The organism is Acidobacteriota bacterium, from assembly GCA_016196035.1.
Taxonomy (GTDB): domain Bacteria; phylum Acidobacteriota; class Blastocatellia; order RBC074; family RBC074; genus JACPYM01.
This window is the reverse complement of sequence record JACPYM010000015.1, coordinates 32,034-50,257: the sequence shown is the minus strand read 5'-3', so window position 1 is coordinate 50,257 and position 18,224 is coordinate 32,034. Positions and strand designations below refer to the sequence as shown.

Annotated in this window: 8 protein-coding genes; 5 read left to right on the top strand and 3 right to left on the bottom strand. The window is 58.9% G+C overall.

Annotation, left to right across the window (positions count from 1 at the left end):
- Window positions 1-19: 19 nt before the first annotated feature.
- On the bottom strand, window positions 20-1,018 hold the full coding sequence (locus tag HY011_05165; protein MBI3422307.1) for an acetamidase/formamidase family protein: 999 nt from the start codon (window positions 1,016-1,018) through the stop codon (window positions 20-22).
- A 608-nt stretch (window positions 1,019-1,626) separates the two neighbouring features.
- Here HY011_05165 and HY011_05160 point away from each other — a divergent pair.
- On the top strand, window positions 1,627-3,453 hold the full coding sequence (locus HY011_05160; GenBank protein MBI3422306.1) for an amidase: 1,827 nt from the start codon (window positions 1,627-1,629) through the stop codon (window positions 3,451-3,453).
- 134 nt (window positions 3,454-3,587) lie between these two features.
- Here the strand turns inward: HY011_05160 and HY011_05155 are convergent, their stop codons facing one another.
- Both HY011_05155 and HY011_05150 read right to left on the bottom strand, forming a co-directional pair.
- Window positions 3,588-6,944, bottom strand: coding sequence for a TIR domain-containing protein (locus HY011_05155; GenBank protein MBI3422305.1), 3,357 nt, complete (start codon window positions 6,942-6,944; stop codon window positions 3,588-3,590).
- Between the two features lie 323 nt (window positions 6,945-7,267).
- Window positions 7,268-8,410 (bottom strand): M48 family metalloprotease, encoded by a 1,143-nt coding sequence (locus HY011_05150; protein ID MBI3422304.1) that lies wholly within the window; start codon window positions 8,408-8,410, stop codon window positions 7,268-7,270.
- 225 nt (window positions 8,411-8,635) lie between these two features.
- Between HY011_05150 and HY011_05145 the strand changes: the two genes are divergently transcribed.
- From HY011_05145 to HY011_05130, 4 genes are all read left to right on the top strand, one after another.
- Entirely contained in the window at window positions 8,636-10,198 is a 1,563-nt protein-coding gene (locus tag HY011_05145; GenBank protein ID MBI3422303.1) for a DASS family sodium-coupled anion symporter, read from the top strand.
- A 560-nt stretch (window positions 10,199-10,758) separates the two neighbouring features.
- On the top strand, window positions 10,759-14,259 hold the full coding sequence (locus HY011_05140) for a TonB-dependent receptor (GenBank protein MBI3422302.1): 3,501 nt from the start codon (window positions 10,759-10,761) through the stop codon (window positions 14,257-14,259).
- Window positions 14,260-14,397: 138 nt separating this feature from the next.
- Window positions 14,398-14,619, top strand: coding sequence for a hypothetical protein (locus HY011_05135; protein MBI3422301.1), 222 nt, complete (start codon window positions 14,398-14,400; stop codon window positions 14,617-14,619).
- 83 nt (window positions 14,620-14,702) lie between these two features.
- Window positions 14,703-18,200, top strand: coding sequence for a TonB-dependent receptor (locus HY011_05130; protein ID MBI3422300.1), 3,498 nt, complete (start codon window positions 14,703-14,705; stop codon window positions 18,198-18,200).
- The last annotated feature ends 24 nt before the right edge of the window (window positions 18,201-18,224 follow it).

Below are 18,224 nucleotides of genomic sequence, written 5' to 3'. Positions count from 1 at the left end.
TAATTATTACCAAAAATGTTCAGTGCGTTGCTTTGAAGATCGCTTTGGGAATCATGGCGTGCACGCCTTTGGTGCCGTCCACGACCTGCGTGATATTGAAATCCACCGCGACGCTGCACAGCATATAGGCATCTTCGCGCGTCAGATGCTTTTCCGTCACCAGCAAATCAATCGCTTCGCGCACGGCGATCTTGGCCGCTTCGGTCAAATCTTTGTCTATGCCCATCGCGATATAGTGCGTAGGCGTTTCGCCGCGCGGCCATTTCAATTTCATGTCCTTGCGCAAGATGAACTGAAAGGTGCCGATGAGCGAAGTTTCGAGCGCCGTGATGTCCACTTCGCCATTGCCTTGCCCGGCGTGGCCGTCACCGACCTCGAACAAAGCGCCGCGCACATGCACTGGAATAAAGAGCGTCGTCCCTTCCACCAGGTCTTTGTTATCCAGATTGCCCGCGTGAATGCCCGGCGGTGCGCTGTTGACGCGCCCCATCGTTTCGGGCGGCGCGACGCCCATGCTGCCAAAAAACGGGCGCAGCGGAATCTCTATGCCGTCGGCGAAATGCGCGACCAGCTTCTTTTCATCCAGCGGGATGATCTTCGTCTTTGACGATTGAAAGTCTTCCGGGATGAACCCGCTGCGTGGGCCAAAGGAATTGTAGGCGTAGGGAATCGCCAGCTTGATCTTTTGAATGCGCACTTCGAGCACATCGCCCGGTTCGGCACCTTCGACAAAGATCGGCCCGGTCAGGATGTGGCCGCCCGGCCCTTTGTTGGTGACTTCTTTGTTGATGTCGCGCAAGGCTTGTTCAACCTGCGCGGGCGGCACGCCTGCGGCTTCCAAGCGCGTCGGGTTGCTGGTGATCAGGGTTTGAATCTCGATTGTGTCGCCCGATTTGATGTGCAGCACCGGCTCGGCTTTGGCGTCGTAATAGCCCCACGCGACTGTTTTCGGCGTGGGCTTTAATTGATGCGTCGGCGTTGGCGCGGGACGCGGCGCGCGGCGTTGTTGCGCACTCATTTCAACACTCAGCACAGCCAGGAAACAGACTGCCAGGATCAGAATCCCATTTTTCATAATTTCCACTCTCTTCCGTTTTAAGTTTGGCATCTAGTGCCGGATGGACTCTGATCGGTTTCGGCGCAGGTCTGAACAGACTGCCTGCTGCCCTGAATTGGGAATGCGTCCGAATTGTCTTTAGTTAGGTCAAACAGATTGGCACGTGCTATCAGTTCGTGTTATTTCGTTTGCCGTAATCCAAGCGAAAGCGTGGGCGAAGGCGTGAAAGGCACCCCGCATCACCTGCCGAGACAATACTGGAAACCCGGCGGAGCGAGCAAGGGTCTAAGCCTGCAACAGCACCAGACACAGAGAAAATGACTAACGCCGCACACGATCAGACGGTGCGCGCAACCCCGCAAAAGCGAGGGCAGCGAATCAAGGTTCAGAGTTCACGCTTCAGCGTGTTGATTCGACTGAGACACGCTGAAGCGTAAACTCTGAACACCTCTTTGCCGCGCTTAACTCAATGACATTGCCTCTGCGGTTGCCGACAGGTTTCGCTGATCTGCAACTGCCCGCGGCTCTGCGGACAGACACGTTCCAACCATTTACCGTTCAGGAGAGCTATGAAAAAGAAATCAGGTGCGCGCCGCAACGTTCAAGGTGCAAAGCAACCGTCAACACTCGACCGCCGCACGTTCGTCAAATTACTCCCCGCCGCTGGAGTCGCTGCCGCCGCACTGCCTGAACTTGGCGGCGAAGTGGTGCTAGCCCAACAGCCGCAACAACCCCAAACGCCGCAGCGCATCACCAAAGAGATGCTGCAAGTCGCCGAACAAATCATGGGCGTTGATTTGGACGATGCGCAGGAAGCAATGGCACTGCCCGGCGTCAATCGCAACCTGGGCAATTATGAAGCGCTGCGCAAAATCGAAGTTCCGCTCGACACTGAACCGGCCATCGCCTTTCATCCCGCCCTGCCCGGCATGCGCGCCGCCAAGAAATCCGGCGGCCCCAAGCTCAAACTCAAAGCCAGCAAAACCGAAGCGCCCAAATTCAAAGCCGTCGAAGACCTCGCCTTTTGCACGCTCACGCAACTGGCCGAACTCGTGCGCACCAAACAGGTCAGCTCGCTCGATCTGACCAAGATGTATCTGGCGCGCCTGAAAAAATACGGCCCCAAGCTGCTCTGCGTCGTCACGCTGACCGAAGAACTCGCGCTGCAACAGGCCGAAGCCGCCGACCGCGAAATCAAAGCAGGCAAATATCGCGGCCCGCTGCACGGCATTCCCTGCGGCGTCAAAGACCTCTTTGCCACCAAAGGCATCAAGACCACCTGGGGCGCCGAACCGTTCAAAGAACGGATGATTGATTACGATTCGACCGTGGTCGAACGCTTGCGCAACGCGGGTGCCGTGCTTTGCGCCAAACTCTCGATGGGCGCGCTGGCGCAGGGCGGACGCTGGTTCGCTGGGATGACGCGCAATCCCTGGCAGCCCGAAGAAACGCAACAAGGCTCCAGCGGTTCGTCGGCGGGTTCGGCCTCGGCGACTTCGGCGGGTTTAGTAGGCTTTGCACTCGGCACGGAAACGCTGGGTTCGATTGTCTCGCCGTCTTCGCGTTGCGGTGTGACCGGCTTGCGCCCGACTTACGGACGCATCAGCCGCTACGGCGCGATGGCGCTGAGCTGGACGATGGACAAGATCGGCCCCATCTGCCGTGGCGTAGAGGATTGCGCCCTCGTGCTCGACGCGCTTTATGGCCCCGACGGACGCGACCTCACCGTCGGCGACGCGCCCTTCATCTGGCAACCCGACCAGCCGCTCTCGAAGCTGCGCATCGGCTTCGTCAAAGCTGAATTCGAGCCGCAGCCCAATCGTGCTGCTGGTGGCGGTGGCGCGGGTGGTGGCGGCGGCCAAGGACAGAACGCTGCCGAACGGTTGAAGATGTACCAGGACGCGCTCGAAGCATTGCGCAAAGCGGGCGCGAATTTGCAGCCCATCGAATTGCCAAAATTCGACACGAACAGTCTGCGCATCATCCTGAATGCCGAGGCCGCCACAGCCTTTGACGACATCACGCGCGATGGCCGCGTCAATCAACTGTCCGGCCAAAGCGCCAGCGATTGGCCGAACAGCTTCCGCACAGCGCGCTTCATCCCGGCGGTCGAATACATCCGCGCCCAACGCGCCCGCACGCTGCTGATGCGCGAGATGGATAAGTTGATGGCGAACTGGGATGTCTTCGTCACCCCTGCCCCCGGCAGCGCCAGCCTGACCATCACCAACCTCACTGGCCACCCGGCTGCCGTCGTGCCCTGCGGTTTTATCAACAATCTACCGCAAGCGATTATGTTCACCGGGAATTTGTACGACGAAGGCGGACCGTTGCGAGTGGCGCTGGCCTATCAGCAAGCGACAGCTTGGCATACGCAGCATCCGAAGCTGGATTAATATGCGCCGCACCAGCGCCAAATCGGTACCGCAGTTGAGCAAGCGGAGTCCGCGCCGTTGAGCGAGTGGCTAGCAGAGGTTGACGCGCCGCTTGCTCAGCCGCGCGGTACCGTCCCGGCGTATCGCTCTCACCCCTACTGCCGCCCACAGCGAATGCAATCCCGCGCCACTTCGGCATCGGTCGCCCCGCGCCAGAGCAGGATGGGGAAAATCTCTTTGCCATCAGCACCCACCCACCCGTTTCCGCCGGAGGCCAGCGTCCGCCCATCCGGCGCAAACGCCACCGACACAACACTGTCCCCGTGCCCTTTCAACGTCGCCCGCTCTTGCCCGCTTGCCACATCCCACAACTTCACCGTCCTGTCCCAACTCCCGCTCGCCAGTGTCCGCCCATCTGGCGCAAACGCCACCGAACTAACAGAGGCCCCGTGCCCGCGCAGCGTCACTTGCTCCCGCCCGCTCGTTACACTCCACAGCGTCACAGTACCGTCCCCACTCCCACTCGCCACCGTCCGCCCATCTGGCGCAAACGCCACTGACAAAACCCTGGCCTCTTGGCCTTTCAACGTCGCCCGCTCTTGCCCGTTCGCGACCTCCCAGAGCTTCGCGCTTTCGCCATCACTCAAGCTCACTAGCGCCTTTCCATCCGGCGCAAACACCACCGCACTAACGCCGCCGTTGTGCCCTTTGAACTCGCGCAACTCGCTTCCGTTTGCGACTTCCCACAGCTTCACTGTCTTGTCCTCGCTCCCGCTTGCCAACGTCTTTCCATCCGGCGCAAACGCCACCGCACTAACCCTAGCACTGTGCCCCTTGAGTTCGCGCAACTCTCGCCCGCTCGCTACCTCCCACAGCCTCACTGTCATATCAGCACCCCCGCTCGCCAGCGTCCGCCCATCCGGCGCAAACGCCACCGCACTAACCTCATCGCTGTGCCCCTTGAACTCGCGCAACTCCCGCCCGCTCGCCACCTCCCACAGCTTCACTGTCTTGTCCTCACTACCGCTCGCCACCGTCCGCCCATCTGGCGCAAACGCCACTGCATTCACATCGGCCTCTTGCCCTTTCAACGTCGCCCGCTCTTGCCCGTTCGCCACCTCCCAGAGCTTCGCGCTTCCGTCATCACTCAAGCTCACTAGCGCCTTTCCATCTGGCGCAAACACCACCGCACTAACGCTGCCGTTGTGCCCTTTGAACTCGCGCAACTCGCTTCCGTTTGCGACTTCCCACAGCTTCACTGTCCTGTCCTCGCTCCCGCTTGCCAATGTCTTTCCATCCGGCGCAAACGCCACCGCACTAACCCTAGCACTGTGCCCCTTGAGTTCGCGCAACTCTCGCCCGCTCGCTACCTCCCACAGCTTTATCGTGATGTCCGTACCAAACAGAAACGGTCTACCCGTGTTCCAACTCCCGCTCGCCAGCGTCTTTCCATCCGGCGCAAACGCCACTGAGCTAACATCGTCGCTGTGCCCTTTGAAATCGCGCAACTTCCGCCCGCTTGCCACCTCCCACAATTTCACGGCCTTGTCCCAACTCCCGCTCGCCAGCGTCTTTCCATCCGGCGCAAACGCCACTGCACTAACACCATCGCTGTGTCCCTTGAACTCGCGCAATTCTCGCCCGCTCGCCACCTCCCACAGCTTCACCGCATCGTCCCCAGACCCGCTCGCCAGTGTCCGCCCATCTGGCGCAAACGCCACCGCAGTAACCAAGGCGCGATGTCCTTTCAGCTCGCGCAACTCCCGCCCACTCGCCACCTCCCACAGCTTCACCGTCCCGTCCCAACTCCCACTCGCCAGTGTCCGGCCATCCGGTGCAAACGCCACCGAATTAACATTGTCCTTGTGCCCTTTGAACTCGAGCAACTTCCGCCCGCTTGCCACCTCCCACAGCCTCACTGTCATATCAGCACTCCCGCTCGCCAGCGTCCGCCCATCTGGCGCAAACGCCACCGACCAAACCCTGGCCCCGTGCCCTTTCAGCGTCGCCCGCTCCTGCCCGCTCGCCACATCCCACAGCTTCACCGTCTTGTCCGCACTCCCGCTCGCTAGCGTCCGCCCATCCGGCGCAAACGCCACCGACCAAACGCTGCTGCTATGCCCCTTGAGCGTCGCCTTTTCGTCGTGTAGTTGACGCCAACGATAAAACCAATCAAAGCTACGCAAATCCTCGTTGGCTGGCATACCCGGCGCAGGGAACGAGGCTTCAAGAAAGTCGTTGGCACTGATGTAGTCGCGCCGCTCCATGGCGGCTTGGGCCAACAAACCACGTGACACATAAAGTCCTGATTCGGATATTTGTCTTTGTCTTATTGCTTCGGATCTTTGCACTAAAGCTAAAATCAAGGCCACCGATAACAGCAAAATCACGACACTGACAATGCCGCCAATTAACTGGCGATTGCGCACACGGCGTTTACGCTCGCGCTGCTCCAATTCTTCGCGGTTGATCTGATAGTGCATCGCCAACAAGGTTGCCCAATGGCCGCTATACGTGCCGTTGCTGAGTTTGTCTTTCCCCAGCTTGAAGCCGCGATAGTCGGTGTAGGCAGGCTCCTCAATCCAGCGGCACAACTCAGTGGGGAATGCCCCGCCGACTACATCCGGCGCGGGTTCGCCTGCCACCAGCACACGGACGATGCGTTCCGCGCCTTGCAAGCCAGCGAAGCGGGCGACCTGCTGTTTGACCCGGTCGTCGTCACGCGCGGCGGGTGAACACAGCAGAAACATGTGCTGGGAGCTTTCCAGCGCCCGGCGGATGGCGTCGTTGTCGTCTCTGGTGGCGTCGTCTTCGTCGCGGAAGACCTTGAGGCGACGCGTGGGCAGGTTGTGTTCCTGCGCCAGTTCTTTCGGCGGGGTGTATTTCTCCAACTCCTTTTCCAGATGCCCGGCAAAGGCGGCATCGGCGGCGGCGTAGCTGATGAAAATGTCCCACGCCTCGCGCGCGGCCAGCGCTATCTCTTCGCTGTACAAGTGCTCTAACACCCTGCGCCAATCGTTGAGGTGACGGCCTGTCGTCAAATCATTCTGCGCCAGGTCAAAGCCTCGATAATCGGCGGCCAATGGCATCCGCATGACTTCGCACAGCACTTCGGGAAAGGCTTTCTGGTCTTCCTGGCCCGGCGGCGTTTCGTTGTTGGGCATCCCCTTGTACAGGATCACGAAGACATTGCGCGCGCCTTTCATCCGAATGAAATCGCGCACCTCGTCATTTACGAACTGGCTTTTGTACGCATTGGGCGAGGCCACCAGAATCAGTTTGCGCGAATTGCGCAGCGTGCGTTCGATCGTGCGGTAATACTCGTTGCCGGTGATCTTGCCTTCGTCACGAAAGACGCTCAGGCGCTGCTGCCCGGCGGCGGGCATGTGCTCATTCAACGCCGTTTCCAACAGCTTCACGAACTCGATGTCGCGGCGCGAATAACTGAGAAAGACATCATACGTGGCGTTTGGGGTGGCGTTTGGCTTGGGCGGTTCCAACTGCTTAGGCATACGGCTCCTCGTTTGAATGGCACGGGATGAAGCGGGCTTGGTTGGCGCAACTGCTAAACCGACGATTCATTGCTACGCCTTGAAACGTGCACTCATCCCTAACACTGCTGAAATTCTATTTGGGTACTGCTTCAGAAAGGCGACCAAGCCCGAATCGCTCGGTTGCAAAAGCGGGCGGATTATAGCGGAGGACAGGCTGCGGGCGTAGAAGAACCGGGCGGCAACGTAACGCCGCAACCGAACCCGGAGACGAAAAAAGGGCCGCTGGTTGAGCGGCCCTTTTGATTCTGTTTAGCAATCAAGTTGTGTGCAACGACGAAGCACTACGGTTTATCCGGCGTGTCGCTGGAGCCTTCGCGGCGTTTGAGCACCGGGCGGTCACCGGATTCGGTCGTTTTGGTGGCCGGGGTAGTGGTTGAACTCGGCTCCGTCCCATCGCTACCTTCACGCCGTTTGAGCACGGGGCGGTCGGTGGGCGCCGCAGAATCATCGGCGGTGCTGTCGCCTCTGTCATTCGGATTTTGCGGGCGGCGTTTGAGCGTCGGGCGTTTGGCGTCGGCATCGGCGTTGATGGCGCGCGTCGAGGACGATGCGGCCAGGACGCGGGATTTCACGTCTTTGAATTCCGACGTGCTCAACTGGTATTCGCCGCGATCCGGAAACTTGGCGACCAGCGCATTCACGGCCGTGATGCGGTCGCCGGTGTAAGGATGTGTGCTGAACATCTTGGAGAGCGTGCCCGGTTTGCGTTTGTCTTTGGCTTGCAGCTTTTCAAAGAAGCTCGCCAGGGCTTGCGGGTCATACCCGGCAGCCCACATGTATTGCGCGCCCAAGCGGTCAGCTTCCTGTTCAGCGCCGCGCGAGAATTTCAAAAAGCCCAGCGGAATCGCCAGCCCGGCCGCTTGCTGAATCGCGTACCCACCGATGCCACCCAGGAAGATCAGCGGGATCGAGGCGTAATTTATCAGCGTGCCCTTGGACGCTTGTTCGACACCGTGGCGCGCGGCAACGTGGGCAATCTCATGCGCCATCACACCGGCAATCTCGGCTTCGTTATCGGCAGTTTCGATCAGCCCGCGATAAACATAGAGAAAGCCGCCCGGCAGCGCGAAGGCATTCACCACCTCGTCGTCAATCACTTTGACAGTAAAAGGCACTTTGGAGTCAGAGTTGAGCACCAGGTTTTGTGTGATGCGATTGATGAACTCATTGATCGCCGGGTCGGTAATCAGCTTCGATTGCCGATCTACTTCCATGGCCATTTGACGGCCCAGGGCGACTTCTTTTTCGAGCGAATAAAAATTGATGCTGCCTTTGTTGATGTCGCGTTTGCCGATCAACAGCGGATTGTCTTTATCATCGAGTTTTTCTTTGGGTTGCGGTGTGGACTGCGCCAATGCGCAGGTGGCAGCAAGCGCGCCCGCAAAGAACAGCGTGACGGTTTGGCGGAAAATCTTCTTGACCATCTTTTTTCTCCCCTCCCGGATTGGAGTTGATAACTTCAGCAGCCTTGACGTAATCAGTATAGACCTAGAGCGCCGCGTTAGAGCAACTCTTGCAGTATTTGGTTGACTAAAAGCATGTTAAATACGGCTCATTGCCGCTTGAGCCGCCCGCGTGCGCGGTGTAGCATTCGCCGCGCTTTACATCCCAGACAAACACTTCATCAACTAACAAGGCGGATTATCGCAATGGAATCATCACCAAACGCCGGAGGAAATTCCGGCCCGGATTCTGTCAGCGCCCTTACACCCGCCGCGCGGCGACAGGCACGGCTCGTGCTGTTGGGCAAATGGGCCATCGTGCTGCTGACCGGCCTCGCGGTGCATGCCCTGCCCACGCCTGCCGGTATCAGCGCTGCCTCGTGGCGCTTGTTGGCGATTTTCCTGGCGACCATCGTGGGTTCGATTGTGCGGCCCGTGCCCGGCAGCGCGATGGTCTTGCTGGGCATCGTCGCCGTGATGCTGACCAAAGCCATGCCGCTCAGCGAGGCCGCCATCCGTGTGGTCTCGCCTGATTTGACCAAACCGGATTGGAAAGCCATCGAGACCTTGCGGCTCAAGGCGACCTTGGGCGGATATGCCGATCCGGTGGTGTGGCTGGTACTGGCGGCGTTTTTTATGTCGCGGGCGATGATCAAGACGGGGTTAGGGCGGCGCATTGCGTTGCTGTTTATTCGCGCCATCGGGAAAAGTTCGCTGGGCTTGGGCTATGCGCTGGTCGCGACGGATTTTTTGCTGGCGACGGTGGTGCCCTCGAATGGCGCGCGTTGCGGCGGCATCACCTTTCCCATCGCCAAAAGCGTGGCTGAAACCTATGACTCGCGGCCCGGTGCGACGGCGCGCAAACTGGGCGCGTTCCTGATGACCTTCATTTATCAATGCGAAGTCATCATCTGTGCGACGTTCCTGACCGGTCAGGCGGGCAATCTGGTGATTCGCAAACTGGCGCAACAGGCGACGCAAATTGATCTGAGCTACAGCCGCTGGTTTATTGGCGGCATCGTGCCGAGTCTGGTGTCGCTGGCCGTCACGGGCTTGCTGCTGTATCGCCTGTTTCCCCCCGAAGTCACGCACACGCCCGCCGCGCGCGAATTCGCTCAGCAGGAACTGACCAAGATGGGCGGGCCTTCGCTGCACGAGCGCATCACGCTGGCGGTCTTCGTGCTAATCGGTTTGTTGTGGGGCACGACCAGCCGTTTGCACAGCCTGGATTATTCGGTCGTCGCACTCGTCGGCATTTGCGCGTTGTTGCTGGCTGGCGTACTGGTTTGGGAAGACCTGATTTCAGAGCATCCGGCGTGGGATGTGTTCATCTGGTATGGCGGCATGGTGCGCATGGCCGAAGCCCTGGGCGAGACGGGCATTACTAAAAAATTTGCCGAAACAGCAGGTCAGTTCACCGCCGGATGGAAGTGGGGCGCGGCCTTGGCCGTGCTGGCGCTGATTTATTTCTTCGCGCACTACGCCTTCGCCAGCATCACGGCGCATTCGCTGGCGATGTTCACGCCTTTCCTGATTGTCGTTATCGCGGCGGGCGCACCGCCCGCACTGGCCGTGTTGTTGCTCGCGTATTTTTCCAACCTGTCGGCAGGCTTAACACATTACGGCACGACGCCGGGGCCGATCTATTTCGGCGCGGGTTATGTGTCGCAACAGAAATGGTGGCAATTGGGGCTGATCGGCGCGCTGCCGAATATCGTGATCTGGGCGAGCGTGGGCTTGCTGTGGTGGAAGCTGTTGGGTTGGTGGTAAGCGGAGTTGTTTGTGTAAATGCTGGCTGAAACAATCCATTGATGTGGAATGCAATCAACTCAAAAAGTATCATGGCAACCGCTTGATCCACATCATGAGCAACGCATAAAAGCCAATAAACACGGGACTTTTCGCCATTTCTCCGAAAAGCCATACCGAAAATTTAGGATTTTGAATAACCACGCTCAGTCATCTTTTCGACCCTTCTTTCGTTCCAACTCTTAACTCTTTCAGCGTGGCAAGCTTGTGCGCCTGTGGCGCATTCCTGTTTTGCGTTGGAATAACAGTTGCCTAATTCAAAGTTGTGTGATGGCGGATCGTTTTCACCTAGCCCACGGTTGAGTTGGCAGCCAGTTTCGTGCGCTCAGAGCGAGGGATGATTAGCGCCTCACCATTCATTTCCTGATCCTGCAATTTGTCGCTTTGCGGTTTGCACACGGCGCGAGAGCGCCCGTGTCGGCTGGTAGTGTGTCCAATGCCGTGGCGTACTAAACCGCAGGGCTTTCGCACCGCCAGTGCGAGTTTTACACAGCGCTGGTTTTTCCAAAGGAGGATTCTACATGAAAAGACATTGCATAAAAGCAGCCACGTTTTGGTTGGCAGCCATACTGGTGCTGGTCGTAAGCCAGACGATTACGGGGCAAACGATTCGCGGCGCAATTGAAGGCTCGGCCCTTGATCCGACCGGCGCAGTGATTCCCGGCGCGAACGTGACGCTGCAAAACGTCGCGACCGGCGCGGCGATTAAAGGCACAACCAATGAACGCGGCGCGTTCAGCTTTCAAAATCTGGAAGCGGGCAACTATCGCCTGACCGTCGAGAAAGGCGGCTTCCGCAAATATCTGGCGAAAGAAGTCTCCGTCAGAGTCGGCAACGTCACGCCCGTCATGGCGACGCTGGAAGTGGGTGACACCAATCAAGTGGTCGAAGTAACTTCTTCCACCGCGGATGCCTCGGTGGATACATCACGCTCCACCGTGGACGGGGTGATCACCGCTAAGCAAATTGACAATCTGCCGCTGAACGGGCGCAACTTCCTCGATTTGGCCCAGCTTGAACCCGGTGTGCAAACGCGCGACGGGGGCGATTTCGATCCGACCAAGAACCAAATGGCGGGCGCTTCGATCGGCGGGCGCAGCGGGCGTTCGACGCGCATTCAAGTGGACGGCGTGGACATCACCGATGAAAACGTCGGCACCACCACCACCAACATCTCGAACGAATCCATTCAGGAATTTCAGGTCAGCCGTTCGACGCTGGATGCCAGCACCGATCTGACCACCAGCGGCGCGATCAACATCGTCTCGCGCAGCGGCTCCAATCAATTTCATGGCGCGGGCTTCGGCTTCTTCCGCGACGCGGGCTATGCGTCCGATCTAAGGCTGGACAAGACTTCACCGACGACAGAGAAACCGGCCTATGAACGCCAGAATTTCGGCGGACGAATGGGCGGCTTTCTGATCAAGGACAAACTTTTCTGGCACGCCGAGGTCGAGCGCAACCGGCAAAACGGCCAGCAATTCACTTCCGTGACGCCCTTCCCGCAATTTACCGGCAATTTCCCCGTGCCGCTACGCGAAACCGTCGGCGGCGCACGTCTGGATTATCACGTCACGTCGAACCTGAAAGCGTTTTACCGGTTCAATCACGATAACAATTCCGGCGTGACCGGATTCGGCGGCATCAATCTGGCGGCCTTCGCCAATCAGAACAACACCAACAGCCACGTGACGGGCTTGGATTATGCCGGATCGCGTTGGACGCATTCAGGCCGCTTCAGCTATCTGAATTTCAACAACGCCATCGTGGCTGGCAACGCTGCTGCCGGCACGCCGGTGACACTTGACCCGGCAGGTAAGCCGTTGCTGGTCGGCATCGTCGGTCAATTGCAAGTCGGGCCGAATCCGCTGGCGCCGCAACAAACCTTCCAGGACAACTACCAAACGAAATACGACGGCAGTGTGGTGACCGGCAATCACACACTGCGGATTGGCGGCGCGTACAATGCGTTGCGGAGCGGCGGGCTGGCGAGTTTCTTTGCCAACGCGGTGCGCATTCGCGGGTCGTACAACGCGACGACGATTGCTTTTGCCAATGCCAACGGGGGCGCGAGCAATCCGCTTAACTTTCCGCTGTTGAACATTCGCCTGGGCAACGGCCTGGGTTTCGCCAGCGAAAAGCCCGCGCACGGACTGCCCTTCGGCGGCTTTAACAACGACCGGCTGGGTTTTTATGCACAGGATGCCTGGCGCTTGAAACGCAACCTCTCGGTCACGCTGGGGCTGCGTTACGTGTATGACAGCAATCTGGCAAACAACGATTTGCCACGCACGCCGATTCTGGCCCAGTTCAGTCCGACGCTGGCTGGCAAGGTCAAAAATCCGGCTGCCAATTTCTCGCCGCAACTCGGCTTCGCCTGGGATTTGCACGGTGACGGCAAGACTGTGATCCGGGCGGGCACTGGGTTGTATTACGAAACGAATATTATCAACAACGTTTACTTCGACCGCCCGCTCAACCTACCACCAGGACTGGGCAATGACACGCCAATCCTCAGCGCCGGTGCGCCGATTGTACTCAATCCGGCGACCGGCGCGTGCCTCTTCGATGTGACGCATTACAACGCGGCGCCAGGCAATTGCACGGGCGGCACGCGGCTGTTGGGCCAACCGCTCAAGACTGTGATTGCGGCGGCGCAAAACATTCAGGCGAACTTCCAGGCGGCGACAGCAGCGTTGGCCGCGAAGTATTCGCCGACCACCGGCCCTTCGCAATTTGCCTTGACGCTGGATACGCCAGGCAGCGCGGCGCTGGTTTACAACGATTACAAGCGTCCTTACAGCATGATGTTCAACGTCGGGTTCCAGCGGGAATTGAAAGACGGCTTGGTGCTGAGCGTGGATTATCTGCGCAATCGCGGCGTGCATTTCAATCAACTGCTCAATCTGAACCGCCTGGGTGCGGCGAATACCCTCAACGTCGCAGCAGCGCGCAGCATCATCGCCGCAACCAATGACGCCGCGGGGTGCGGCAACGCCTTCACGGCGGCGGCGATCAATTGCGCCATCGGCAAAGGCAAAACGATTGCTGATTATGCGAATAACGGATTGGACGCGGGTAGTGCTTTGGATGGCTTCGCCTTCCAAGGCAACAATCCGAACTTCCGCAACGTGGTCGTGGTTGCGCCAGTAGGCCTTTCGACTTACAACGCGTTGACGGTCAATCTGCGCGGGCGGTTGAAAGATTACGGCCCGGTCAAAGGCACGACGGTCAACATCAGTTATGCGCTCTCGCGCTTCAATTCGACTGGCCTGGATCAGGACTTCCTCTCGGCTTCGGTTTTTAACGATAGCCCGACGAAGTTTTACGGCCCAGCAGTGTTGGATCGGACGCATCAACTGTCGGTCAGCTTCCTCTCGAATCTGCCCTGGGGATTCAAACTCAACTCAACGACCCGCTGGGCGACGGCGCTCCCGAGTTCGATTTTCGTGCCCACCGCGAGCGCCTCAGGTGCGGGCGAAATTTTCTTCACTGATTTCGATGGTGATGGCACGGTCGGCGACCCCTTGCCGGGCACCAATCGTGGCGCATTCGGGCGCAGCGTGAAAATCAAAGACCTGAATGGGCTGCTGACCAGCTTCAACAACACCGTCACCAACACACTGACCCCCGCCGCTCAAGCGCTGGTGACAGCAGGTCTTTTCACCCAGGCACAATTGACCGCTTTGCACGGCACGGTTAATAACGGCGGGACGTTGCCGCTGGCGCCAGCCAATGCGATTGGGCTGGACTCCTTCTTCAATACGGATATTCGTTTCTCGAAGGAGTTCCGCATCAAAGAGCACGTGCGCATTGAACCGCTGGTCGAAGTGTTCAATCTCTTTAACATCGGCAACTACGATCCACCCGCCAATCCGTTGTTCAATCAACTGGACGGCGCGACGGGTTCGATCAACGGCACGACGAAAGCGTTGCGCTCGAACCGTTACGGCCTGGGTTCCGGTTCGTTCACGCCGGGCATTCCGCGCGCCTTCCAGTTCGGCTTCCGCGTGGAGTTCTAAACGGCGTTGTTTAATTGACAGTCAAAACAGCAGAGGCGGCTCATTCCAGGCCGCCTCTGCCGCATTCTAGCCCCCACTTGTTCCGCAGTCCTTCCTTCAGACATAACCCGGTCAAAGTTTGCCCTGCGCAGCAGCCGCTTGCTATTCCGCAAACAATCCAAAATACCAAAGCAGAAATTCAGATTTCTGCATGGCAAAGACAGCGCCGCGCCGCCCAATCCAAGCGACAATTTATTCTTTCCAGAGGATTTGAGCTGGCCTGTGGCAAGGGTTCATAAAGTTGGAATTGAATTTGCCTTTGCGGGAAAGCAGGTGGAGAATGCCGCCGGGCCGGGATGGGCGCTGGGAAACAGTAATTAGTTTGTGAGCGCCGTAATACTAGGTAATCATCCGACGACAAACCTTTCTTACAACCGACAACCAGAATTTGCGAGGAACCAGTCATGCAGAAACTTCGCAGCCAGTCTTTTACGCTTTGGGCAGCGTTATTGCTGACCCTGTTCGTGAGCCAAGCTGTCACAGCGCAAATCATTCGTGGCGCCATCGAAGGCACCGCCAGCGATCAGGCCGGCGCCGTGATTCCGGGTGCCAGCGTGAGCTTGCAAAGCGTCGCGACCGGCGCCGAGATCAAAGCCACTACGAATGAGCGCGGCGCGTTCGCTTTTCAGAATCTGGAAGCGGGCCTTTATACGCTTACTGTCGAAAAAAACGGCTTTCGCAAATATCAGGCAAAAGGGGTGACCGTGAAGGTCGGCACGATTACGCCCTTCACGGCGACGCTGGAAGTCGGCGACACCAAACAGGTCGTCGAAGTCACCTCCACCAGTTCCGAAGCCGTGGTGGACAATGCGCGCGCCACCATTGATGGCGTGATCACCGCCAAACAGATTGACAACCTACCGCTCAACGGGCGCAACTTTTTGGATTTGGCGCAACTCGAACCGGGCGTGCAGGTGCGCGACGGCGGCGATTTCGATCCGACTAAAAATCAGATGTCAGGTGTCTCTATCGGCGGGCGCAGCGGGCGTTCGACGCGCATTCAGGTGGACGGCGTGGACATCACCGACGAGACGGTCGGCACCACGACCACCAATCTTTCCAACGAATCCATCCAGGAATTTCAGCTCAGCCGTTCGTCGCTGGATGCCAGTACCGATCTGACCTCGAGCGGTGCGGTCAACATCGTCACGCGCAGCGGCTCCAATCAAATTCACGGCTCCGGCTTCGGCTTTTTCCGCAACGAATCGTATGCGGCAGATTTGCGTTTGGATAAGACCTCGCCGACGACGGCGAAACCGCCGTTCGAGCGCCAGAATTTCGGCGGGCGCGCGGGTGGCTATTTCATCAAGGACAAATTGTTCTGGCATCTCGAAGCCGAACGCACCCGGCAGAACGGCCAGCAATTCACCGACTCGACGCCCTTCCCGCAATTCACCGCCGCTTTTGGCGTGCCGTTGCGCGAAACGCTGGCGAGCGGGCGGGTGGATTGGGTCGTCACCAACAGCTTGAAAGCGTTCTATCGTTTCAGCCACAACCATAATTCCGGCGTGACGGGCTTTGGCGGCAATGATCTGTCGGCCTTTGCCAATCAGAACAACACCAACTTCCATGTCGTCGGCGCGGATTACAGCACCTCGCGTTGGACGCACGCCCTGCGCTTCAGCTATCTGAATTTCAACAATGGCATCGTGGACGCGAACGCCGCGGCGGGCACGCCCAAGACGCTCGATCCCGCCGGCAAACCGCTGCTGGTGAACATCCGCTTTCAACTGACGGTCGGCGCGGATTTGCTCGCGCCGCAACAAACCTATCAGGACAACAAGCAGGTCAAGTACGACGGCAGTTGGGTCGTCGGCAACCACACGCTGCGTTTCGGCTCTTCGTTCAACAAGATCGTGCAGGGCGGTTTCGCCAGTTTCTTCGGCCTCGCGCCGCGCATCCGCGCCAACTACAACGTGGGGACGATTGATTTCGCCAAGGCCAATGGCGGCGTGGGCAATCCGCTCAACTTCCCGCTGACGCAGATCGTGCTCGGCAACGGCCTCGGCTTCGGCAGCGAGAAACCGGCGCACAACCTGCCCTTTGGCGGTTTTTATGACAGCCGCTTTGGCGCATACATTCAGGACAACTGGAAGATCACGCCCAGCTTCTCCGCCAGCGTTGGCGTGCGCTACGTGTTCGACAGCAACATCGCCAACAACGATCTGCCGCGCACGCCAACGCTGGCGGCCTTCCATCCTGATCTGGCCGGCAAAGTGGATCGGCCCAATTTGAATTTTGCGCCACAGGCGGGCTTTGCCTGGGACGTGCGCGGCAACGGCAAGACGGTGATTCGCGGGGGCGCGGGAATCTTTTACGAAACGAACATCATCAACAACGCGCTCTTTGATCGCCCGTTGAATCTGCCGCCGGGCCTGGGCAATGACACGCCGGTGCTCAACGCCGGTTCGCCCAAGCTGCTCAATCCGGCGACGGGCGCGTGCATCTTCGACATCACGAAATATAGTGCGACGCCGGGCAATTGCAACGGCCCGCTCAACCTGTTAGGCCAACCGCTCAAAAACGTCATCGCCGCCGCGCAAAACATGCAAACCGTCTTGCAACAGATCACCGCCGGCTTGGCCGCCAACTATCCGCCCAAAGGCGTCGCGCCGCTCTTTGACCAGACGCTGGATGCGTCGAGCCTGATTTACAACAAGTATCAGCGCCCCTACGGCATCATATTCAACATCGGCGTGCAGCGCGAATTGAAGCCGGGCCTGGTGCTGAGCGTGGATTACCTGCGCAATCGCGGCGTGCATTTCAATCAAGGGATCAATCTGAATCGCATCGGCGCGGCCAACACGCTCAACCCCACACTGGCGCGCCAGATCATCAGCGACGTCAATGACAGTTTCAAATGTCCGGCCAATGCGACTGCCGCCGCGATCAATTGCGCGATCACAGCCGGAGCAACCATCGGCGATTACGCCGATTTTGGGCTGGATGCGGGCAGCGCGTTGGACGGCTTCGCGTTCAGCGGCGTCAATCGCAACTACCGCAACATCTCAGTCATCGCGCCGGTCGGCTTGTCCACTTACAACGCTCTGTCGGTCAATCTGCGCGGACGGCTGGGCAAATTCTGGATCGTCAAAGACGCGACGACGGTGGTGAGTTATTCCCTCTCGCGTTTTGCCTCGACGGCGGGCGATCAGGATTTTCTGGCCGGTTCATTCTCAAATGACAGCCCGACCAAATTCTACGGGCCGACGGGGCTGGATCGCACGCACCAATTCACGGTCAGCTTCCTAACCGAACTGCCCTGGGGCATTAAGTTCAGCACGACCACGCGCCTCGCCAGCGGCTTGCCGGTGACGATCCTGTTGCCGCAACACAGCGGGTCGGGCGCGGGCGAAATCTTTTTCACCGATCTGGATGGCGACGGCACGACGCGCGACTTGCTGCCTGGCACCAACGTCGGCGCCTTTGGCCGTGGCGTAGGCGTGGGGCGGCTCAACAGCCTGATCACCGATTTTAACGGCACGGTGCAAACGGCCTTCACGCCAGCCGCGCGCGCGTTGGTTACAGCGGGGCTGTTCAGCGAAGCACAACTGCGCGCCTTGGGCGCCACCGTCAATGGCGGTGAGGTTCTCGCGCTCGCCCCCGCCGGCCAAGTCCCGGTGGATCGTTTTAGCAACACCGACGTGCGCATCTCAAAGGTGATTAAATTTTACGGCGACGGGCGCGTGCGGGTTGAACCGATGGTGGAGATTTTCAACCTCTTCAACATTGGCAATTACGATACCCCCGGCAATTTCCTGAGCGGCACGCTCGACGCTTCACCCGGTTCGATCAACGGCACATTGAAAACCGACCGCGTCAATCGTTATGGCCTCGGCTCTGGTTCCTTTGCGCCCGGCATCCCACGCGCGTTTCAATTCGGATTCCGGCTGGAGTTTTAGGGCCGGGGTAGGTTGAATGAGGAA

Coding starts and splice junctions, on each gene's coding strand:
- HY011_05165 (MBI3422307.1), bottom strand. CDS start 1,018: ATGAGTGCGCAACAACGCCGCGCGCCGCGTCCCGCGCCAACGCCGACG.
- HY011_05140 (MBI3422302.1), top strand. CDS start 10,759: ATGAAAAGACATTGCATAAAAGCAGCCACGTTTTGGTTGGCAGCCATA.
- HY011_05130 (MBI3422300.1), top strand. CDS start 14,703: ATGCAGAAACTTCGCAGCCAGTCTTTTACGCTTTGGGCAGCGTTATTG.
- HY011_05160 (MBI3422306.1), top strand. CDS start 1,627: ATGAAAAAGAAATCAGGTGCGCGCCGCAACGTTCAAGGTGCAAAGCAA.
- HY011_05150 (MBI3422304.1), bottom strand. CDS start 8,410: ATGGTCAAGAAGATTTTCCGCCAAACCGTCACGCTGTTCTTTGCGGGC.
- HY011_05145 (MBI3422303.1), top strand. CDS start 8,636: ATGGAATCATCACCAAACGCCGGAGGAAATTCCGGCCCGGATTCTGTC.
- HY011_05155 (MBI3422305.1), bottom strand. CDS start 6,944: ATGCCTAAGCAGTTGGAACCGCCCAAGCCAAACGCCACCCCAAACGCC.